Genomic DNA, 18,905 nt, shown 5'->3' on the forward strand with positions numbered 1-18,905 from the left:
CTTCTTATACACAATAATTGAAGATAAGAGATTTATATTATGTGCGTGATTATAACAGTTTTAAATGGTCCTAATTTAAATTTTCTTGGCAAGCGTGAGTCAGAAATTTATGGAACTCAAACTTTGGCAGATATTGAACAATTGTGCGGAGAATGTGCAAAAGAACTTGGCATAATATTGCATTTTCGTCAAAGTAATAGTGAGGGGCAATTGGTAGAGTGGATACAAGAAGCAGTTGGGGTGAGTGATGGATTGGTTATTAATCCAGCTGCTTATAGTCATACATCTATTGCAATTTTCGATGCATTAAAAATATTCAAAGGACCAACAGTAGAAGTTCATTTATCTAATATTTATCAGCGTGAGGAATTTCGTCATCGGTCCTACGTTTCTGCTGGAGCAGATGCGGTTATTGTTGGGTGTGGTAGTGATGGATATTGTTTCGCGCTTGAATATATTGCTAAGCGACTTAAATTTAGCATAGCAAAGCAGAAATTGCCTAATATCAATGAGAATATTTGAATTAACTTGATAATTCTTTTAAAATGGGTAAGCATATTAAAGTGAGTAAGCATATATTGTAAGATGTTGTCGTTTTTTGTAATGGCTTCTTAATATAATGAGGCAGGTAGAATGAGAGACTTTGTAAAGCGGGTAAATATGCTCGTAATTTTGGGGATTGCGTTGCTTTTATCTGGATGTAAAATTGATGTTCTTCAGCCGTCCGGTTATGTTGCACGTCAACAGCTCATTCTAATCGTCACATGTATTGTTATTATGTTATGCGTCGTGATCCCAGTGATGGTTACGGTGGTTGTTTTTGCTATCAAATATCGAGCATCAAACACAACAGAGGAGTATTTACCTGATTGGGGTCATTCAAATAAAATTGAAGTTTTTATGTGGGGTATCCCAATTGTTATCGTAATGATTTTAGGTTTATTGACAGCCTATTATACTTATCATCTTGAGCCTTCGAATTCTTTGCCGGTAAATGTAGTTGGCGAGGAGAAGCCACTTCAGGTGGATGCTATTGCTTTGGATTGGAAGTGGTTATTTATTTATCCTGAGTATGGTATTGCATCAATTAATGAAATTTATGCTCCAGAGGGTCGTCAAGTATTGTTACAGTTAACGTCAGAGAGTTCAGTTAATGCATTTTGGGTGCCAAGGCTTGGAACAGTCATTTATGCTATGCCACAGATGAATTCTAAGTTGCACTTAGTAGCTGATGAGCTAGGGGTATTTAATGGAAGTTCAGCAAATTATAGTGGAGATGGCTTTGCGCATATGCGTTTTCAATGGCACTCTGTGTCTTTAAAAGACTTTGATCATTGGGTTGCTAAGGCTCGAAAAAGTGATCAGAAACTTGATCGTTCATCTTATCGTCAGCTTGCTATTTCTCCTAATATGGGCGATATTGCTGCGAAGGAAAAAGACTCTAAGGTGCGTTATTTCTCGTCCGTTGAGGAGAGGCTTTATTATAGAGTTGTTAATCGATGTGTTGATGATAATACAGTATGCAATGAGAGCTTAATGAAGCGTGCCGCTGCTCAAACACTTTGGGGCGCACTTTGTTCTGTCTTTGATCCTGATGTTATTTAAAATTGTCAATCTATAAAGAACCCCTTTTAGAAGGTTTTTTTTGAACTGAGATTCATTTTATATAGGATGAGAAATGTTTGGAAGACTTACAGATCCCACGGCCGGAGCTTTTCATGCACTTACACACGAGCCGATCGTTCTTTATACGTGTATTGCAATTGTTTTCGGCGGTTTAGTTGCTGTTGTTGCTTTAACGATATTGGGCTGGTGGGGAAGCCTTTGGCGCAATTGGATTACAACTGTCGATCATAAACGCATCGGCATTATGTATATTATTCTTGGAATTATTATGCTTGTTCGTGGTTTTGCAGATGCGATTATGATGCGAACCCATCAGGCTTTGGCGTTGGGTAGTGAAACAGCGGGTTATTTACCACCTGAGCATTTTGATCAGATTTTTTCGGCTCACGGTGTTATTATGATTTTCTTTATGGCTACGCCGATTTTATTTGGTCTTTTTAATTATCTTATACCGCTTCAGATTGGGGCTCGTGATGTTGCATTTCCATTTGCGAATAATTTAGGGTTTTGGATTACTGCTGCTTCTGCAATATTAATTAATGTATCGCTTGGTATTGGAAATTTTGGTCGTGGTGGCTGGTTGATGTATCCGCCTTTCTCAGAATTGCAAAATAGCCCAGATACAGGTGTAGATTATTATCTGTGGTCGCTACAGCTTTCAGGTATTGCGACAACAATGGGGGCAGTCAATTTCATAGCGACGATTATCAAAATGCGTGCTCCTGGAATGACAATGATGAAAATGCCGGTTTTTTGTTGGTCTGCTTTTGTTAGCAATGTTCTTATCTTGATTATTTATCCTGTTTTGGCTGTTGCATTTGTATTATTGGCCGGTGATCGCTATTTAGGCATGAATTTTTTCACTAATGCTGCTGGTGGCAATCCAATGGTATGGATTAATTACGTTTGGGTTTTTGGTCATCCTGAGGTTTATGTTTTAGTTATACCTGCATTTGGAATTATTTCCGAAGTCGTCCCAACCTTTTCTTCAAAACGTCTTTTTGGATACTCTTCTATGGTATGGGCAATTTTGGTTATTTTGATTCTTTCGCTTCTTGTTTGGGGACATCATTTCTTTACAATGGGTGGCGGTGAAGCTGTTAATACCTTTTTTGGTATTGCAACAATGATTATTGCTGTTCCAACAGGTGTTAAGGTCTTTAACTGGTTGTTAACTATGTATAAAGGCCGAATTCGATTTGAGCCTCCAATGCTTTGGTGCATGGGTATGATATTTACATTCGTTGGTGGGGGATTAACAGGTGTTTTGATGGCAATTGTTCCTGCTGATTGGCAGTTTCACAATTCTTTGTTCTTAATAGCTCATTTTCATCATACGATTATTGGGGGTGTTATTTTTGCTTATTTAGCAGGGTTAGCTTTTTGGTTTCCAAAAGCTTTTGGTTTTAAACCAAATCGCATATTAGGTATTATGTCTTTTTGGTGTTGGTTTGTTGGTTTTTACCTTGCTTTTTTTCCAGTTTATATACTTGGTTTAATGGGTGCGACACGTCGGCTCCAACATTATATTGAACCTAGTTGGCAACCTATGTTTATTATTGCTGCGGCGGGTGCATGTATTATTCTTCTCGGTATTCTCTGTTTTGTTTTGCAAGTTATTTTAGCTATTTGGTATGGCGTTAAGCACAAGGGGCGTTTACCGATAACATCAAATGATCCTTGGGGTGATGCGCGCACGCTTGAGTGGTCTATCTCTTCACCCCCACCTTCTTATAATTTTGCAACTATTCCAGAAGTGAGAACTGAGGATGCTTATTGGGATATGAAAAAAAATGGTTATGAGCGTTTGACAAGCGGATTCCAAAAAATTCATATGCCATCAAATACATCTGCTGGAGTTGTTGCGGGATTCTTTTCATTACTTATTGGATTTTCTCTCGTTTGGCATATTTGGTGGCTTGTTGTGGTTAGTTTAGTTGGTTTTATTGCAACGATTGTTGGTCATTCATTAATGGGTGATCATCATGGGTACTATATTTCATCTGAAGAGGTACAGAAGACGGAGGATGCTTTTACAGCTGTTCTTAAAGAACAAGGAGCAAAATCATGAATGCAGTGGCAACAAATAATGCTGATAAGGGCGATCATCATCACGATAATAGCTCAGTCATGATATTTGGATTCTGGGTCTATATTCTTTCGGATTTGATTTTATTTTCGACGCTTTTTTCAAGTTTTGCTGTATTTTCTGCTTCTTATGGTGGGGGAAAAGCTGGCAATGAGTTTATCGATTTAAATTTTGTTTTAGTTGAAACATCTATATTATTATTGTCGTCAATTACTTATGGGTTTGTAATGATACAAGCCCATAAAAATGACCTTGCTGGTGTACGCTTATGGATGGCGGTTACTTTTGCGTTTGGCTTGTGCTTCGTTGGAATGGAACTTTATGAATTTCACGAACTTTTAAATGAAGTCTTCTATTATGAGCCTAATGCTTACGCTGGTCTTGATCCTGTAACAGGTATAAAATTTTTTGGTAGAGAGGTTTTATCTGCTTATTGGTCGGCGTTTTTTGCTTTAGTTGGCACTCATGGTCTTCATGTAAGCGTTGGGTTACTCTGGATGACAGTTATGTTTTTTCATTTACGTCGTTGTGGTTTGGATCAAGATAATAAAACGCGTTTAACATGTCTTTCAATTTTTTGGCATATGCTTGATATAGTTTGGATTGGTGTTTTTACTATGGTTTACCTATTAGGAGCATTATAATGAGTTCGCATAATGAAGAACATCCTCCAAGTTTTGGCGCTTATTTTATTGGTTTTATTTTGGCGATTCTATTTACTTTAGGATCCTTTGTTCCTGTGATGTATGGGTTGTTGGATAGCTGGGCAGTGAGTACAAAGGTTATTTATCTTATTGGGATGGCACTTATTCAAATTACTGTACAGATTGTTTTCTTTTTACATTTGAATTCTGGTCCAGATGCTAAGTGGAACTTAGCAACCTTATGGTTTACGGTAATGTGTGTTTTCATTATTATAGGAGGAACTTGGTGGGCTATTTCTCATTTAAATTATAATATGATGGGAGGTTCAGGACGCGTCATTGAGGTGGAAGCTAATATGACTGTACTGGAAGAAGTTACGCCAGAGGAGAAAAGGCAGGAAAATCTTCAGGAGAGCACAGAATATTGAAATGAAAAGTATAGAATAATATTATTCGATCCAGGTGAATGATAAAAAGCTTTATGTTTTGAAAGAAGGTATAGTTTAAATTTTATAGAGGGGATATTATTAATAGATGTATCTTTGATGTTGAAGATTATTGTAATAAGAAAAAAAATTTATTGACTGTTTAAATTTCTTTTTTACGTTAGGTTGAAATAGAGTTAGATGAAAATGTTAAGGTATATTGATATTTTGCAATATAAGGTATTATGCTATGGAATTTAAAAAGGTTTTGCATTGATAAATTCGATGTTCAGCTTTTCTGAAATTGTTTTAGCTTATTTTTTTGATTTAATTTTTAAAAATTTGATTTCTGTATTCAAAATATTAAACAAAGATAAGAAATATAATTAATTTAGTACAAAAAGAATGCTGTGATTGTTTTCAGTATAAAAAACATATAGGTTTTTTAAATTATTTAACGATAATTTTTAGAGGAAAAGATTTATATTAGTACAAGTCTTATTCTAAGCTAAATAATGAGAGGCTTTTATAGGCGTGGGAACAAAATAATGTAATTAAGTATAAATGTTATGGAGGGATGGCATTTTTAATTTAGCAAGTTATAATATTCCACTTTGAGATGTTTGCAGTAGCAATAATACACATTTAAAATTGAGAGTTCCAATAATTATTAGGAAATTTAATGAATTCTACTGCAGTAACAGTTATTGGTGCTGGTTCCTATGGCACGGCATTGGCTATTGCTCTTGCGCGTAATGGTCATCAGGTTTTCCTTTGGGGATATAATTCTCAACATATCAAAGAATTACAGCAAGATCGCTGTAATAAGAGATTTTTACCCAATATCCAATTCCCTGATAGTGTATTCCCTGAAGCTTCTCTTAAAACTGCAATAACAGCAAGTAGCAATATATTAATTGCTATTCCAAGTTATGTATTTCGCCAGGTAATATGTAATATTCAACCTTATTTAAATCAATATTCACGCATTATTTGGGCAACAAAAGGCTTAGAGCGTGGTACTGGGCGTTTATTGCAAGAAGTTGCTCGTGAAATTTTAGGTCATAAAGTTCCTTTAGCAGTTTTTTCTGGACCAACCTTTGCCAAAGAACTCGCTGTTGGTTTGCCTACTGTAATTACGGTAGCAGCTTCTGATGCTGCATTTAGCGAAGAGTTACAGAAACTTTTTCATTGTGAAAAAAACTTTAGAGTTTATAAAAATTCAGATATGATTGGTGTTCAATTAGGTGGAGCAGTTAAAAATGTTATTGCTATTGGTGTAGGAATATCAGATGGAATGGGATTTGGTGCAAATACTCGAATAGCTTTAATTACACGAGGATTAGCTGAAGTAAGCCGTTTAGGTATTTCTATGGGTGCTGAACCTTCCACATTTATGGGAATGGCGGGGTTGGGTGATTTGGTTTTGACATGTACTAATGATCAGTCACGCAACCGACGTTTTGGTATATTTCTTGGTCAAGGAATGAGTGCAGAAGAAGCTCAAAGACAGATAGGCCAGGTTGTTGAAGGTTACTTCAATACCAAAGAAGTGCATATGCTAGCAGAACGTATTGGAGTAGAGATGCCAATTACAGAGCAAATTTATCAGATACTATATTGTAGCAAAAGTATATCTGAAGCTTCTGATACGCTATTGAGCCGTGCGCTAAAGGATGAAATGTCTGATACAAGACACATTTAGACCATCTAAAATATTGAAAAGAACTATATCAAGGAAAATATCTACAGCGAATTACGGTGAGTATGAAATAGCTAATATGAAAAGTTTTAAATAAATTATTTTATTTATATAGGACAACTACATATTTACAGATAAATTCTCTCTTATCATGAATCAAACTATCTGCGCTGAATAAACTATCTGCATTGGATTAAGTGCTTAATATATCCATATAAAAATGATAACTTTATTAAAAATCATTCTTCTTGAGTGTCTTCAATTTTTTTTAACTCCTCAATTATTGGCATAGACATAATATTATAACCTGAATCAACATAATGAATTTCACCAGTAACACCTGATGATAAATCTGAGAGCAAATAAAGAGCAGCTTTTCCAATTTCATTAATGTTAACAGTTCGGCGCAATGGTGCATTACGGCGTTGATGTGAAAAAATAATTCTTGCAGCTGCAATACCATTACCAGCTAAGGTTCGAACAGGGCCAGCTGAAATTGCGTTAACACGAATATTTTGTGGACCAAAATCTGCAGCTAAATAGCGTACCATAGCTTCTAAAGCGGCTTTAGCAACACCCATAACATTATAATTAGGAACAACTTTTTGTGAAGCTCCATAAGTTAGTGTTAAAAGTGTACCACCATGAGGCATAAGCTTACCAGCACGTTGAGCAATTTCAGTAAAGGAATAAGCTGAAATAACCATTGTACGGTTAAAATTCTCACGTGTTGTAATATCAACATAACGCCCTTTTAGCTGTGCCTTATCTGAAAAACCAATAGCGTGCACAACGAAGTCAATCGTTCCCCATTCTTTTTCAAGATTATCAAAGACGTGATCTATACTTTCAATTTTTTCAACATCACATTCAAATAATAATTTGCAGCCAAGTTTTTTGGCGAGTGGTTGCACACGTTTTCCGAAAGCTCCTCCTTGATAAGTTAATGCCAACTCAGCTCCTGCTTCTGCTAGTTGACATGCAATACCCCATGCAATTGAGTGGTCGTTTGCAACACCCATAATAAGACCACGTTTGCCCTCCATCAAACTTTTCATATTATTCTCCGTAAGACCGTATTATTTGAAAGCCAGCTAAGAATCCCTACTTATGTATAGCGTTGAAAAACGAGAGTTGCATTTGTACCACCAAATCCAAATGTATTTGATAATACGGTATTCAGTTCTTTATGATCACAACGTTTACGGACAATTGGCATATCAGAAAAAGCTGGATCAAGTTCTTCTATATGAGCACTTTCACAAATAAAGTTATGATTCATCATTAATAGCGTATAAATCGCTTCTTGAACACCCGCAGCTCCTAAAGAGTGTCCTGTTAAAGATTTAGTGGCAGAAATAGGAGGGCATTGATCACCTGTTCCGAAGATACGGCGGATTGCTTCTATTTCTGGGGGATCACCAACAGGTGTTGCCGTTGCATGAGGATTAATATAATCAATTTTATCATTTACATTTGCTAGTGCCATCCGCATGCATCGCTCCGCTCCTTCACCAGATGGAGCAACCATATCATGCCCATCGGATGTAGCACCATATCCAACAATTTCTCCATAAATTTTCGCACCACGTGCTTTAGCAAGTTCTAACTCTTCAAGAATTAGAACACCAGCACCACCAGCAATAACAAATCCATCACGATTCATGTCATAAGCACGTGAGGCTTTTTCTGGTACGTCATTATATTTGCTGGACATAGCCCCCATGGCATCGAATAAAGAAGACAATGTCCAATCTAAATCTTCGCAGCCACCAGCAAAAATACGATCTTGTTTGCCATATTGTATCATCTCATAAGCATTGCCAATGCAATGATTGGATGTTGCACAAGCCGAAGAGATTGAATAGTTTACCCCTTTAATTTTAAAGAAAGTTGCAAGTGTTGCGGATGCTGTAGAACTCATCGCTTTAGGAACGACAAAAGGGCCAATACGTTTTGGACCTTTTTGGCGGGTAATATCAGCAGCTTCAACAATTGATTGAGTTGAAGCTCCTCCAGACCCCATAATAATCCCTGTGCGCTCATTAGACACTTCGTTAGGTTCTAATCCTGCGTCAACAATTGCTTGATCCATAGCGATATGATTCCAAGCCGTTCCACGTCCATGAAAACGTAAAGCGCGTCGATCAATAAATTCTTCTATATTAATATTAGGTTTTCCATAAACTTTACTGCGAAAACCTAATTCAGCATACTGTGATGCATAAGAAATCCCAGATTTTGCTTCACGTAAGCTGGTTAAAACGGCTGTAGGGTCATTTCCAATCGCGGAAACAATTCCCATTCCGGTTATAACAACTCGACGCATTTATACCTCCTTGTTGCATACAGAATAATAAAATACCTCGTCTAATGGAAATAATGTTCAGTCTTCTTTGAATAAAGCAACGCGCAAATCTTTAGCCTTATAGATGGTTTCTCCATCTGCCTTCACCCATCCATCGGCTATCCCTAAAACTAAATTTCCACGTCGGATACGTTTAAAGTCTATCCCATATTCAAGAAGTTTTGTTTGCGGAGTTACCATACCTGATAATTTTACCTCACCTGTTGATATGGCTCTTCCTCTTCCTTGTTCGCCTAACCAACCAAGAAAAAAACCTGTTAATTGCCACATGCCATCCAGACCGAGACATCCTGGCATGACAGGATCATTTATAAAGTGACAGTCAAAGAACCATAGGTCTGGAGTAATGTCAAATTCGGCACGAACCATTCCTTTATTATATTCACCACCAGCTTCATTGATTTGAGTGATTCGATGAATCATTAACATTGGCGGTGCAGGCAATTGCGCATTACCCTTACCAAACATTTCGCCGCGGGCGCAGCTTAAAAGCTCTTCATAAGTGTAGCGAGACTTTTGTTCAGCCATTGTTACTCCATTTATTTTATTTGCGTATGTTTTCACTTCTGCGCTTTTCCTCAACTTACTTTTAGAGCAAATTTTAAGGAGATGGAAATGATTTTATATCATTTTTAATGACAAACCCCCTTTTTTATGTATTCTACGTAGAGGACTATTAAAAATAGAGTAAAAAAATCGTATCGTATATTATTTCTGTTTTTATAATTTAAATTCCATTTAAATGAAAATGCGGTGTGATGTGTGATATTATATCGGTAAACGCAGATGATTTAAGGTTAAATGAAGAGGAACGGTCTGTGGAAGATTGTAGAAAGGTTGTGGATTATTCTTCTGTATCTACGTTAGAAAAACGATTACGTCAGAATGGATTACGACCAACACGTCAGCGATTAGAACTTGCAAATATGATTTTTTCTCAAGGAAATCGCCATATTGCTGCTGAAGAGCTATATGAAGAAGCGGTGAAGTCAGGAGTGCCTGTATCTTTAGCCACTGTTTATAATACGCTTCATCAGTTTACGGAAGCAGGGCTATTACGGATCATTGCAGTAGAAGGTTCGAAAACTTGGTTTGATACCAATACTTCTGATCACTATCATTTTTATATTGAGGGCGAAAATCGCATTCTTGATATTCCTTGCGATTTGGAAAAATCTCCCATCATTACGAATTTACCTCATCCACCTGAAGGTATGGAAATTGCTCATGTTGATTTAATAGTTCGGTTAAAAACAAAGAATCAGAGCTGATCATGAGAGTCAGTAGAAGTTAAATCAGTAATAAACGTAATATAGTATTTTTAAAAAATACCAATTTTAAATTTTTTCATCAGGGTAGATCCCCCAAAGTTGAGCCTGGTGAATCCATCCGCGGGCATTATGGATATTCAGTTCGCACCACTGTCCATCACATTGGCGGATATTTCCAATAACATTAGGTTCTACTTCTGCTATAAGTTCTGCATTATCTATTGGGTTTTCGCGCAGCATCAGTCTTTTTTGCTTATCTTTTTGCCATGGAGTAGTGATAACAGTTCTTTTTCCAGATAATAGCGATTGATATACCCATCCTTCGTCACCTTCAGAATCACGAATTTTGCGCCACTGACCATATTCTTGAATAATCTCAATGGGCAAACCCTTTTTTTGGTAAATAAAAACGACAGAATAATTGCTTCCTGGTCCGACACGCACATTAACACGGGTAGGTTTAATAGAAGCAAAGCGTGGAAGCGGTAAACCGCTTGGTCCTAAATTATGATTAAATGTCTGTGCATGCAAAAAACCAGAGAAATCAAATAAAAATATACTTATCATTGAAATACATGATGCGGATATTAAAAATCGAAACCATCTAGAGTATTGCACACTTAAATCCCTTTTTTCGTTTCTGTATATTGGCAACCTAAGATTTTATGGACAGAATTGAAAAGTGTTTAAAGCTATGGCATATACTGGTTAAAGAGAGCTAAACAGTGAGGAATTTATTTAAAATAATAAGAAGATTAAGTAGGGTTAGAGTTATTTTGTATTTGTTTCGTTTATAGGAATGATTTTGAATGTGTAGCGTTATGAGAAAATTTTGAATCTTATTAATAGGTTTTCATATATAAATAGATTAAAGATTGATAAGGTTTTTTGAATGAATTCTGAATATAGGGTTTAGGAAAAGATAAAATAATCAATTTTATGCAATTAAAATTTTCAAGAAAAAATTTACTTTTTGTGACATATAGAGTCAATAATAGTTGTAATTTTATTGAGTTTCATTTATTCGAATCAGATCAATAAAAAACATAACAAAAAGTAATATTTTAGTGTACCATGTTCAATCTTAAATAGAACGCGTATCATGTTTCGTAAATTGGTCTGCGCTTTATTATAGGGTGGCCATGTTTTTTAGCAATACGCGTAATTGCCTCTTCCAATGGTTCTATCATAACATCCATGGAAAAACCGTTTGCGTGGATGATTTTTTCATGGTCAATCATAATAGCAACGTGACCTTTCCAGAAAATCAAGTCACCTCGTTGAAGTTTATCGCACTCTGTGAGTGGTTTTCCTATAGATTTTTCTTGCAAATCGGTATCACGTAAAACTATTTGGCCAGTCATCATCATGGAAAGCTGAACTAATCCTGAGCAATCAATTCCAAAACCGCTAACACCGCCCCAAAGATAAGGTGTGTGGATAAAAGTTTCTGCAACGGCGACATAATCTTTATACATGCATCCAATAGGACTGAGATGACGAGAGAGAACAGCTTTCCCGTTTTCAAGTATAGAATACATAGTATCGCGGGTTTTTATTTCATCAACAACAGTTATTTTACTTCCCATGGATAAAGAGCATTCCATGGGTCCTCGCAAATCGGCTTTTAAGTATTGAAAAGTACGTGGCACTGAAACGATGTGTGTTTGTTTTATGGTTTGTGTACAAAGAGCTTCTGTATCAATATAACCTACATAACCATCTTTAAGCGATTGACCCCATGACATAATCTTCCCTTGCTCAAAAATTAAGAGCTCTTCTCCTAATAAGCATTCCGTTTGTCTTTCGCTTTCTTTGCTGTTTTCTTTAAACAGTCCAGCGACAGGTATATTGACACGCTTTTTTTCACCTTGAACAGGGTGCGGAACCATGATGTTCGTTGCAAGATGTATATCCGCTAGACTATTTCTAAATGCATGCAATTTTTGATTTTTATAAACCATTATTGCCTCATTTTAGGGTTCTATATATTTTAAAAAGCTCACAAAACTACTTTAGTAAAACCCTTTATCTTTAAATAAAGGGCTTTACTAGTATAATATATTAAACAGCTGTTTTTTAAATCCCTAAAATTGTTAATCTTTATGGATATTTTGTGTTAAGATTGATTTTTAAAAAGATTGTAAAGAGCACGAATGGCTTGTGCAGATCCACCAACAGGATAACCTGGTTTTTCTTTTTTAACCCACCCATAAAGATCAAAGTGGGCAAAGTGTTCAGATTTCTCAACAAAAAAGTTAAGAAATAAGGCCGCAGCTATAGAGCCAGCAAAATTACTCTCGTTTGTATTGCCAATATCTGCGATTGGTGAAGATAATGTTTTTTGATATGGTTTCCAAAGTGGCATTTGCCAAACAGGATCAGAAACTGAATGAGCAGATTGAAAAACTTTCTGTGCCCATGCCGTATTATTACAATAAAATGCAGGAAGATCTGGACCCAAAGCTACATAAGCTGCGCCTGTTAAAGTGGCCATGCAAAGCATAAATTGCGGGCTTTCTTCATCACCATAGGCCAGTGCATCGGCAAGAACAAGCCGTCCTTCAGCATCTGTATTACCAATTTCAACGCTTAAACCTTTACGACTTTTAAGAATATCGCCTGGTCTGTAAGCATTACCAGAAATTGCATTTTCAACTGCGGGAATCAAAACGCGCAAACGGAAGGGTAATTTAGCATCCATAATAAGTTTAGCTAATCCTAAAACATGTGCACTACCTCCCATATCCTTTTTCATTAATAACATATTATTAGCTGACTTAATATCTAGCCCTCCAGTATCGAAGGTTACCCCTTTTCCGACTAGTGTTATTTTAGGATGATTTTCGTGTCCCCATTGTAAATCTATCAGTCGTGGAGCAGTGCTGCTTGCTCGTCCTACAGCATGAATCATTGGGAAATTATGTGTTAACAATTCATCCCCACAAATGCTACTAACGTGAGCACTATAGGTTTCTCCAAGTTGACGTGCTGTTTTTTCGATAATGTCAGGGCTCATATCATTGGCAGGTGTATTGATAAGGTCACGGACGAAAAAGACAGATTCATAAATTCGTTGAAATTCATTAAAGTCAACTGTGTCGTTAACATGAATTGATAACGATTTTACGGAAGGATATTGATGATAACGATTAAATTGATAGCTTCCGAATGCTAATCCAAGGTAAGTATTTATTTCATGGGAAGCACTTCCTTCTAAATGCCAATTTCCAGCAGGAAGATTTTTAGCAAGAAGTCCTGCGATAAAGGATTCGTCACCATGCCCGAGTCCAAATAAAACTTTTTTGAAATGTCCTGTTTCGTTTGGAACAAACAATATTTGTCCAGCTTCTCCACTGAAGTCGTTAACTTTTATCCATGTTTTTGTTGATTCATCAATTGGTAAATCAGCAAGATTTGTTGGATTGACCAAGAGAATGGGACAACTATTATCAGCACGTGTTGAAGTAAAATTAATGTGATGTGAATACATATTTTAAAATCCTTATAATCGTCTAAGAGCGACATATTCGACCAAATGATTTTTTCCTTTTCGCAGAATAAGATTAGATCGTGGTCGGGTTGGTAATATATTTTCTTGTAAATTTTTTAAATTAATTTTCGTCCAAAGGTTATCAGCGACTTTTAAAGCATCTTTTTCATTAAGGAGAGCATAACGATGAAAATAGGACTCAGGGTTTTGAAAAGCTGTTTTACGCAAACGTTTGAAACGTTCCAGGTACCAGCAACGAATGACTTCTATTTCAGCATCTACGTAAATTGAGAAATCAAAAAAATCTGAAACGAAAGGAATAATCTTTCCATCTTTAGGAAGATCACTAACTTGTAACACATTAATACCTTCAACAATTAAAATATCAGGACGGTCAATAATAACGATTTGGTTTTCTAAAACATCGTAGGCCGTATGCGAATAAAGTGGAGCACTTATATTTCCAATACCAGCTTTTATAGCAGAAAGAAAGTATAGCAACTTTTTAATATCATAAGAATCAGGAAATCCTTTACGCGCCATACGATTTTTTTTCTTTAAAACAGCGTTAGGATAGAGAAAACCGTCGGTTGTAATTAGATCTACTTTAAGGTTGGGTTTCCAACGTTTTAAAAGTTCTTGAAGAATACGAGCAGTTGTTGATTTTCCTACAGCAACAGAGCCAGCAATCCCAATAATAAAGGGAGTTTTGTGAGTACCTTCTTGGTGTAAAAATTGTTGACGTTTTTGAAAAAGCTCCTGTGCTGCTTCAACATGGCATGATAATAGCCGTGATAAAGAAAGGTAAATGCGCTGCACTTCTTCAAGATCAATAGGATCATCGATTGAGCGTAAACGTTTAATTTCATCAAAAGTTAAAGTGAGTGGTGTGTCAGCTCGGAACTGATACCATTCCTTTGCAGTAAAGACACTATAGGGAGAATACCGGTCAGAAGTAGGTTTTACCAGATTATTTTTTTGATCAATTTTTGATATAGCCATATCAATCATTTATATTAGTCGAATTTTGTCTATAGTAATAATGAAAAGGCAAGTTGTTGTTATATTTAACCACATTTTATTCTGTATGTTATTTTCTAAGATAATAAATAATCTTGGATTAGTTTATTGTCCAGTCATTCCAGTATGTACCGATTTGTGATACCGATAACCCTTGTGCCAAAAAAGCCCATAGAAGTAAACGTGCTTTTACTGCTGATAAAAAACCAGACATGAGGACACCAGAAGCGATCATATCAGTTTCCGATCCTTTATAACCATAAGTTGCACGGGTTGTTGAGCCGTGATAACAACGGGTAGCAAGAATGATTGGTAATTTTTGTGCATATTTCCGCACTATATCTGCTACTTGAAAACTGCAGTGTCCTGCACCAAAACCAGCAATGACAAGTCCTGCATAATGCCCACTTTCAAGGCAAAATTGTGTTAATTGTGTATCAGAGGATAAAGAAGAATACAAAAGAGCGACTTGGTGATTATAATTTTGGGGGAGTTCAAAAGTTGCAGGAAAGAAGTTTTGGTTATTGAAATAAATGAGTTGTCCCTCTAAAATGATTCCCAAAGTGCCTGCTGGTCCTGATTGGAATGCGTCAATTTTGGTAGTATGGTTTTTTCTCACCCAATAAGGTGAGTGAATCGTATCGTTCATTACAACTAAGACACCTCTGTTTCTACTTTTGGGATCAACAGCAACACGGGTTGCTGCCAGAATGTTAGCAGGTCCATCAGCGCTTGCTTCATGGGGTAGGCGCATGGCTCCGGTTATAATGAGGGGTTCGGATTTATTCCAATATAGGGAGAGGAAGAAAGCTGTTTCTTCGAGTGTGTCAGTCCCTTGGGTCAAAACAATACCTTCTGCACCTGCTTCTATTTGCTCAGTTGCCCATTCTATTATTTTAAAAAGAATTTTAAAAGATAAAGATCCACTTGGTAATTGTGTCAGCGTTTGGGCATGAATATCTGCAACATTATTTAGGCCAGGAACACTTTTTATGAGTATATCTGAGGTTAAAGTTGGTTGCATTTGGCCAAAACTATCAGCAACCATTGCAATTGTTCCTCCTAATGTTCCTATTGCTATTCTTTTCATCATTTTTCCTTTAAAGACGCAAATTGTTTACAAAAGTTATTTAGCAATAATTTACATTGACAACAATGATATCATTTTTTTTATTTCCATAAATTGAGTTATGCTTAATCGTTGTGTTTTGTTGTATATGTCCTTAAATAAAGACAATGATGATTGGATTTTATGTTTGATAAAGAGAAATCAATATTAAGGAGTTTTCTTATGGCAGAACATAAGCCTAACATAATGTATGGTACGACTATTATTACTGTACGAAAGGGCAATAAGGTAGTGATGGCTGGTGATGGCCAAGTTTCACTTGGACAGACGATTATGAAAGGCAATGCACGTAAAGTGCGTCGTCTTGGAAAGGGTGGAGTTATTGCTGGCTTTGCGGGCGCGACAGCAGACGCTTTTACACTTCTAGAAAGGTTAGAAACAAGGCTTGAGCAATATCCTGATCAGCTTATGCGTGCGTGTGTAGAACTTGCAAAAGACTGGAGGACTGATCGCTATTTGCGTCGTCTTGAGGCAATGATGCTTGTAGCTGATAAGAAAGTAACTTTGGCTTTAACGGGTCTTGGCGATGTATTAGAACCAGAAGATGGGGTTATGGCAATTGGCTCTGGAGGTAATTTCGCCCTTTCAGCTGCACGGGTACTTATGGATATGGATTTGGATGCAGAAGTTATTGCCCATAAAGCTATGGATATTGCCGCTAAAATTTGTGTTTACACCAATGATCATTTAACGATTGAAACATTGGATGCAGAGTTATCTTCTTTAGAGAAAGCTATTTGAATGTGTGTTGTATTTTCCCCTCGTGAAACTGTTTCTGAACTTGATCGTTTTATTATTGGTCAAAATGATGCTAAACGTTCTGTCGCTATTGCATTGCGTAATCGGTGGCGTAGACAGCAACTTGATGCTCCTATGCGTGAAGAGGTTATGCCAAAAAATATTTTGATGATAGGGCCAACAGGTGTTGGCAAAACGGGTATAGCTCGTCGATTAGCAAAACTCGCTGGAGCACCTTTCGTTAAAGTGGAAGCTACTAAATTTACTGAAGTTGGTTATGTAGGGCGTGATGTTGAGCAAATTATTCGTGACCTTGTTGAAATTGCAATTTCTCTTGTACGTGAAAAAAAACGGGAAGAGGTAAAAGCAAAGGCTCATGTTAGTGCTGAAGAACGCGTTTTAGATACACTTGTCGGTAAGACAGCAAGTCCTGCCACCCGTGATAATTTTCGCAAAAAATTGCGTGAAGGTGAATTGGATGATAAAGAGATTGAAATTGAGGTGGCTGATAATAGTAACAATAGCGCTTCAACTTTTGATATTCCTGGTATGCCTGGTGCACAAATGGGAATTATGAATTTATCAGATATTTTTTGTAAAATGGGGAATCGTACAAAGATTCGCAAAACAACAGTAAAGGATGCTTTTAAGCCGCTCATTGATGATGAATCTGAAAAACTTCTTGATCAAGATCAAATTATTCAAGAGGCATTGCGTGTTGCTGAAAATGATGGGATTGTTTTCATTGATGAGATTGACAAAATCGCGACTCGAGATGGTGGTTCAGGTGCTGCGGTTTCACGTGAAGGAGTTCAACGAGATCTTTTGCCTTTGGTTGAAGGGACAACAATTGCTACAAAATATGGCCAAATCAAAACAGATCACATCCTTTTTATTGCTTCAGGTGCTTTTCACGTTTCTAAACCATCTGATTTATTACCAGAGCTTCAAGGACGTTTGCCTATTCGCGTAGAACTAAATGCACTAACAAGGGAAGATTTAAAACGTATTTTAACTGAACCTGAAGCCAGTCTGATCAAGCAATATATTGCTTTAATGGCAACAGAAGAAGTTCATTTAGAAATTACTGATGATGCAATTGATGCTTTAGCAGATATTGCGGTTGATTTGAATGCAAGAATTGAAAATATAGGAGCGCGTCGTTTGCAAACGGTGATGGAACGTGTTTTGGATGAAATTTCTTTTACAGCACCTGATAAAGCTGGAACTTCATTTAAAGTTGATGCTGCGTATGTTAGACAATCCATAGGTGATCTTGCTGCTGATGTCGATCTTTCGCGCTTCATTCTTTAGAAAGAGGCATTGCTTATTTTTATTTATCGGCGTGCTTCAATAATTTTGAATCCAGGAGTATCTTCATGTATCGATACTGTATAAAAAATATTTTTTAATAATTTTTCATAAGGTAGGTGGCGGTTAGCAACAAGAAGAAAACTGCCGCCTGTCTTTAGGTGCTTTGCGGCATTTATAATGAAATGTTGGCCCAATGAAACGTCTGTAGTGCGTTGTGTATGAAAAGGCGGATTTGAGATAATTGTATCATACATATTTGTGATGGGTTCATGTACAAGATCATGCCAATAAAAATTAATCGGCAGAGAGGTTGCCATGTGTTTTAGATGATACTTAGCTGCTTCTAAAGCAATATAGTCAGCTTCATAGAGATCTAGGGTGGTTATTTTTTCACTTCTTTCAAGGGCAGCGTGAGAAAGAAAGCCCCAACCAGCACCAAAATCAGCAGTTTTTCCGGAGATAGTTTTGAACATAGATGCAGCAAGTGCAGCAGATCCTGGATCAATACGACCGTGTGAAAACATACCAGAAGTGGTTCGAAATTTATTTTCAAAGTAAATTGGTGGTGAGCGTAAATGTGTAGTGTTCGTTGGTATTTGTTGTGGAACTTGAAGCCAGAATACTAAGCCATGATTTTTTGAGAGTTTACCGGTGATAGGGATAATTGTTTTGACCCATTTCATCATTGAAGAAGCACCAACGGTTTTATTTCCACCGATAATAATCCAACCACCAGGTTTAACGCATTCTAGTAAATCAAGAAAGCAATTTTGATTAAACCCACGATATTTGCTTAAGTGCAAAAATGCACCATCATAGCAAATAGTCTTATCTATTTGAGGAGAACAGTAAAATTTTGCATGGGTAAACTTTAGAAAATCTGGCCGCCAAGGTGTTATAGTTTTTAAATTTTTTATCCACTTTGAAGCCGGAATACTCGTTAAACCAATACTCAACCAACATTGATTTTGATTAGGAATCGGGATGTCATGGTTTTCAAAAGGTAAAAATAATAAACACATACAGGCCTTTCAAATAAACACCACCCCGATTTTAAGATAGTATTTTATTTCACGACAAGAAAGC

The 18,905-nt window shown here is 36.6% G+C and carries 18 protein-coding genes; 9 read left to right on the forward strand and 9 right to left on the reverse strand.

From position 1 onward, the window contains the following. The first annotated feature begins 39 nt into the window (after nucleotides 1–39). The 6 genes from aroQ (at nucleotide 40) to gpsA (ending at nucleotide 6,489) form a co-directional block, all read left to right on the forward strand. Complete coding sequence (aroQ, locus tag V5N68_RS00960; protein WP_332065322.1) at nucleotides 40–522, forward strand: type II 3-dehydroquinate dehydratase; 483 nt, start codon at nucleotides 40–42, stop codon at nucleotides 520–522. Between the two features lie 111 nt (nucleotides 523–633). After that, nucleotides 634–1,605, forward strand: coding sequence for a ubiquinol oxidase subunit II (gene cyoA, locus V5N68_RS00965; protein WP_332065323.1), 972 nt, complete (start codon nucleotides 634–636; stop codon nucleotides 1,603–1,605). 73 nt (nucleotides 1,606–1,678) lie between these two features. Then, nucleotides 1,679–3,697 (forward strand): cytochrome o ubiquinol oxidase subunit I, encoded by a 2,019-nt coding sequence (gene cyoB / locus V5N68_RS00970; RefSeq protein WP_332065324.1) that lies wholly within the window; start codon nucleotides 1,679–1,681, stop codon nucleotides 3,695–3,697. Then, the gene (locus tag V5N68_RS00975; RefSeq protein WP_332065325.1) at nucleotides 3,694–4,359 is read left to right on the forward strand and encodes a cytochrome (ubi)quinol oxidase subunit III; all 666 of its coding nucleotides are present in this window, start codon (nucleotides 3,694–3,696) and stop codon (nucleotides 4,357–4,359) included. The genes cyoB and V5N68_RS00975 overlap by 4 nt, the downstream gene beginning before the upstream one ends. After that, nucleotides 4,359–4,787 carry a cytochrome o ubiquinol oxidase subunit IV gene (gene cyoD / locus V5N68_RS00980; protein WP_332065326.1) on the forward strand — a complete coding sequence of 143 codons (429 nt, stop codon included), beginning with the start codon at nucleotides 4,359–4,361 and terminating at the stop codon, nucleotides 4,785–4,787. The genes V5N68_RS00975 and cyoD overlap by 1 nt, the downstream gene beginning before the upstream one ends. A gap of 679 nt (nucleotides 4,788–5,466) precedes the next feature. After that, entirely contained in the window at nucleotides 5,467–6,489 is a 1,023-nt protein-coding gene (gene gpsA, locus V5N68_RS00985; protein ID WP_332065327.1) for an NAD(P)H-dependent glycerol-3-phosphate dehydrogenase, read from the forward strand. A gap of 236 nt (nucleotides 6,490–6,725) precedes the next feature. Here the strand turns inward: gpsA and fabI are convergent, their stop codons facing one another. Genes fabI through fabA form a run of 3 tightly spaced genes read right to left on the reverse strand, consistent with a single transcriptional unit; the run spans nucleotide 6,726 to nucleotide 9,382 of the window. Beyond that, nucleotides 6,726–7,544 carry an enoyl-ACP reductase FabI gene (gene fabI, locus V5N68_RS00990; RefSeq protein ID WP_332065328.1) on the reverse strand — a complete coding sequence of 273 codons (819 nt, stop codon included), beginning with the start codon at nucleotides 7,542–7,544 and terminating at the stop codon, nucleotides 6,726–6,728. A gap of 50 nt (nucleotides 7,545–7,594) precedes the next feature. Beyond that, nucleotides 7,595–8,815: a beta-ketoacyl-ACP synthase I gene (gene fabB / locus V5N68_RS00995; protein ID WP_332065329.1), complete on the reverse strand. Its 1,221-nt coding sequence runs from the start codon at nucleotides 8,813–8,815 to the stop codon at nucleotides 7,595–7,597. A 57-nt stretch (nucleotides 8,816–8,872) separates the two neighbouring features. Further along, complete coding sequence (fabA, locus tag V5N68_RS01000) at nucleotides 8,873–9,382, reverse strand: 3-hydroxyacyl-[acyl-carrier-protein] dehydratase FabA (RefSeq protein WP_332065330.1); 510 nt, start codon at nucleotides 9,380–9,382, stop codon at nucleotides 8,873–8,875. Between the two features lie 242 nt (nucleotides 9,383–9,624). On the opposite strand from fabA, the gene irrA reads away from it, so the two are divergent. Then, a complete protein-coding gene (irrA, locus tag V5N68_RS01005) occupies nucleotides 9,625–10,125 on the forward strand; it encodes an iron response transcriptional regulator IrrA (protein WP_332065428.1) in 501 nt (166 codons plus the stop codon). Between the two features lie 66 nt (nucleotides 10,126–10,191). Here irrA and V5N68_RS01010 read toward each other — a convergent pair whose 3' ends face one another. The 5 genes from V5N68_RS01010 to V5N68_RS01030 form a co-directional block, all read right to left on the reverse strand. Continuing rightward, complete coding sequence (locus V5N68_RS01010; RefSeq protein ID WP_332065331.1) at nucleotides 10,192–10,743, reverse strand: SH3 domain-containing protein; 552 nt, start codon at nucleotides 10,741–10,743, stop codon at nucleotides 10,192–10,194. Nucleotides 10,744–11,225: 482 nt separating this feature from the next. After that, entirely contained in the window at nucleotides 11,226–12,089 is an 864-nt protein-coding gene (locus V5N68_RS01015; protein ID WP_332065332.1) for a C40 family peptidase, read from the reverse strand. A gap of 155 nt (nucleotides 12,090–12,244) precedes the next feature. Beyond that, complete coding sequence (locus V5N68_RS01020) at nucleotides 12,245–13,618, reverse strand: leucyl aminopeptidase family protein (RefSeq protein WP_332065333.1); 1,374 nt, start codon at nucleotides 13,616–13,618, stop codon at nucleotides 12,245–12,247. Nucleotides 13,619–13,630: 12 nt separating this feature from the next. Continuing rightward, entirely contained in the window at nucleotides 13,631–14,629 is a 999-nt protein-coding gene (coaA, locus tag V5N68_RS01025) for a type I pantothenate kinase (RefSeq protein WP_332065334.1), read from the reverse strand. A 109-nt stretch (nucleotides 14,630–14,738) separates the two neighbouring features. Next, entirely contained in the window at nucleotides 14,739–15,728 is a 990-nt protein-coding gene (locus V5N68_RS01030; RefSeq protein WP_332065429.1) for an asparaginase, read from the reverse strand. Between the two features lie 201 nt (nucleotides 15,729–15,929). Here V5N68_RS01030 and hslV point away from each other — a divergent pair, with 201 nt between their 5' ends. Together hslV and hslU are read left to right on the forward strand one after the other, a co-directional pair. After that, on the forward strand, nucleotides 15,930–16,508 hold the full coding sequence (hslV, locus tag V5N68_RS01035; RefSeq protein ID WP_332065335.1) for an ATP-dependent protease subunit HslV: 579 nt from the start codon (nucleotides 15,930–15,932) through the stop codon (nucleotides 16,506–16,508). Beyond that, nucleotides 16,509–17,819: an ATP-dependent protease ATPase subunit HslU gene (hslU, locus tag V5N68_RS01040; protein WP_332065336.1), complete on the forward strand. Its 1,311-nt coding sequence runs from the start codon at nucleotides 16,509–16,511 to the stop codon at nucleotides 17,817–17,819. It begins immediately after the preceding gene. Nucleotides 17,820–17,842: 23 nt separating this feature from the next. Here hslU and V5N68_RS01045 read toward each other — a convergent pair whose 3' ends face one another. After that, the gene (locus tag V5N68_RS01045; RefSeq protein ID WP_332065337.1) at nucleotides 17,843–18,841 is read right to left on the reverse strand and encodes a class I SAM-dependent methyltransferase; all 999 of its coding nucleotides are present in this window, start codon (nucleotides 18,839–18,841) and stop codon (nucleotides 17,843–17,845) included. Nucleotides 18,842–18,905: the final 64 nt, after the last annotated feature.

The sequence above is a fragment of the Bartonella eidoli genome (assembly GCF_036576145.1).
Taxonomy (GTDB): Bacteria; Pseudomonadota; Alphaproteobacteria; order Rhizobiales; family Rhizobiaceae; genus Bartonella.

Coding starts and splice junctions, on each gene's coding strand:
- V5N68_RS01020 (WP_332065333.1), bottom strand. CDS start 13,618: ATGTATTCACATCACATTAATTTTACTTCAACACGTGCTGATAATAGT.
- fabB (WP_332065329.1), bottom strand. CDS start 8,815: ATGCGTCGAGTTGTTATAACCGGAATGGGAATTGTTTCCGCGATTGGA.
- cyoA (WP_332065323.1), top strand. CDS start 634: ATGAGAGACTTTGTAAAGCGGGTAAATATGCTCGTAATTTTGGGGATT.
- gpsA (WP_332065327.1), top strand. CDS start 5,467: ATGAATTCTACTGCAGTAACAGTTATTGGTGCTGGTTCCTATGGCACG.
- V5N68_RS00975 (WP_332065325.1), top strand. CDS start 3,694: ATGAATGCAGTGGCAACAAATAATGCTGATAAGGGCGATCATCATCAC.
- V5N68_RS01030 (WP_332065429.1), bottom strand. CDS start 15,728: ATGAAAAGAATAGCAATAGGAACATTAGGAGGAACAATTGCAATGGTT.
- coaA (WP_332065334.1), bottom strand. CDS start 14,629: ATGATTGATATGGCTATATCAAAAATTGATCAAAAAAATAATCTGGTA.
- hslU (WP_332065336.1), top strand. CDS start 16,509: ATGTGTGTTGTATTTTCCCCTCGTGAAACTGTTTCTGAACTTGATCGT.
- cyoD (WP_332065326.1), top strand. CDS start 4,359: ATGAGTTCGCATAATGAAGAACATCCTCCAAGTTTTGGCGCTTATTTT.
- V5N68_RS01015 (WP_332065332.1), bottom strand. CDS start 12,089: ATGGTTTATAAAAATCAAAAATTGCATGCATTTAGAAATAGTCTAGCG.
- fabI (WP_332065328.1), bottom strand. CDS start 7,544: ATGAAAAGTTTGATGGAGGGCAAACGTGGTCTTATTATGGGTGTTGCA.
- cyoB (WP_332065324.1), top strand. CDS start 1,679: ATGTTTGGAAGACTTACAGATCCCACGGCCGGAGCTTTTCATGCACTT.
- aroQ (WP_332065322.1), top strand. CDS start 40: ATGTGCGTGATTATAACAGTTTTAAATGGTCCTAATTTAAATTTTCTT.
- hslV (WP_332065335.1), top strand. CDS start 15,930: ATGGCAGAACATAAGCCTAACATAATGTATGGTACGACTATTATTACT.
- V5N68_RS01045 (WP_332065337.1), bottom strand. CDS start 18,841: ATGTGTTTATTATTTTTACCTTTTGAAAACCATGACATCCCGATTCCT.
- fabA (WP_332065330.1), bottom strand. CDS start 9,382: ATGGCTGAACAAAAGTCTCGCTACACTTATGAAGAGCTTTTAAGCTGC.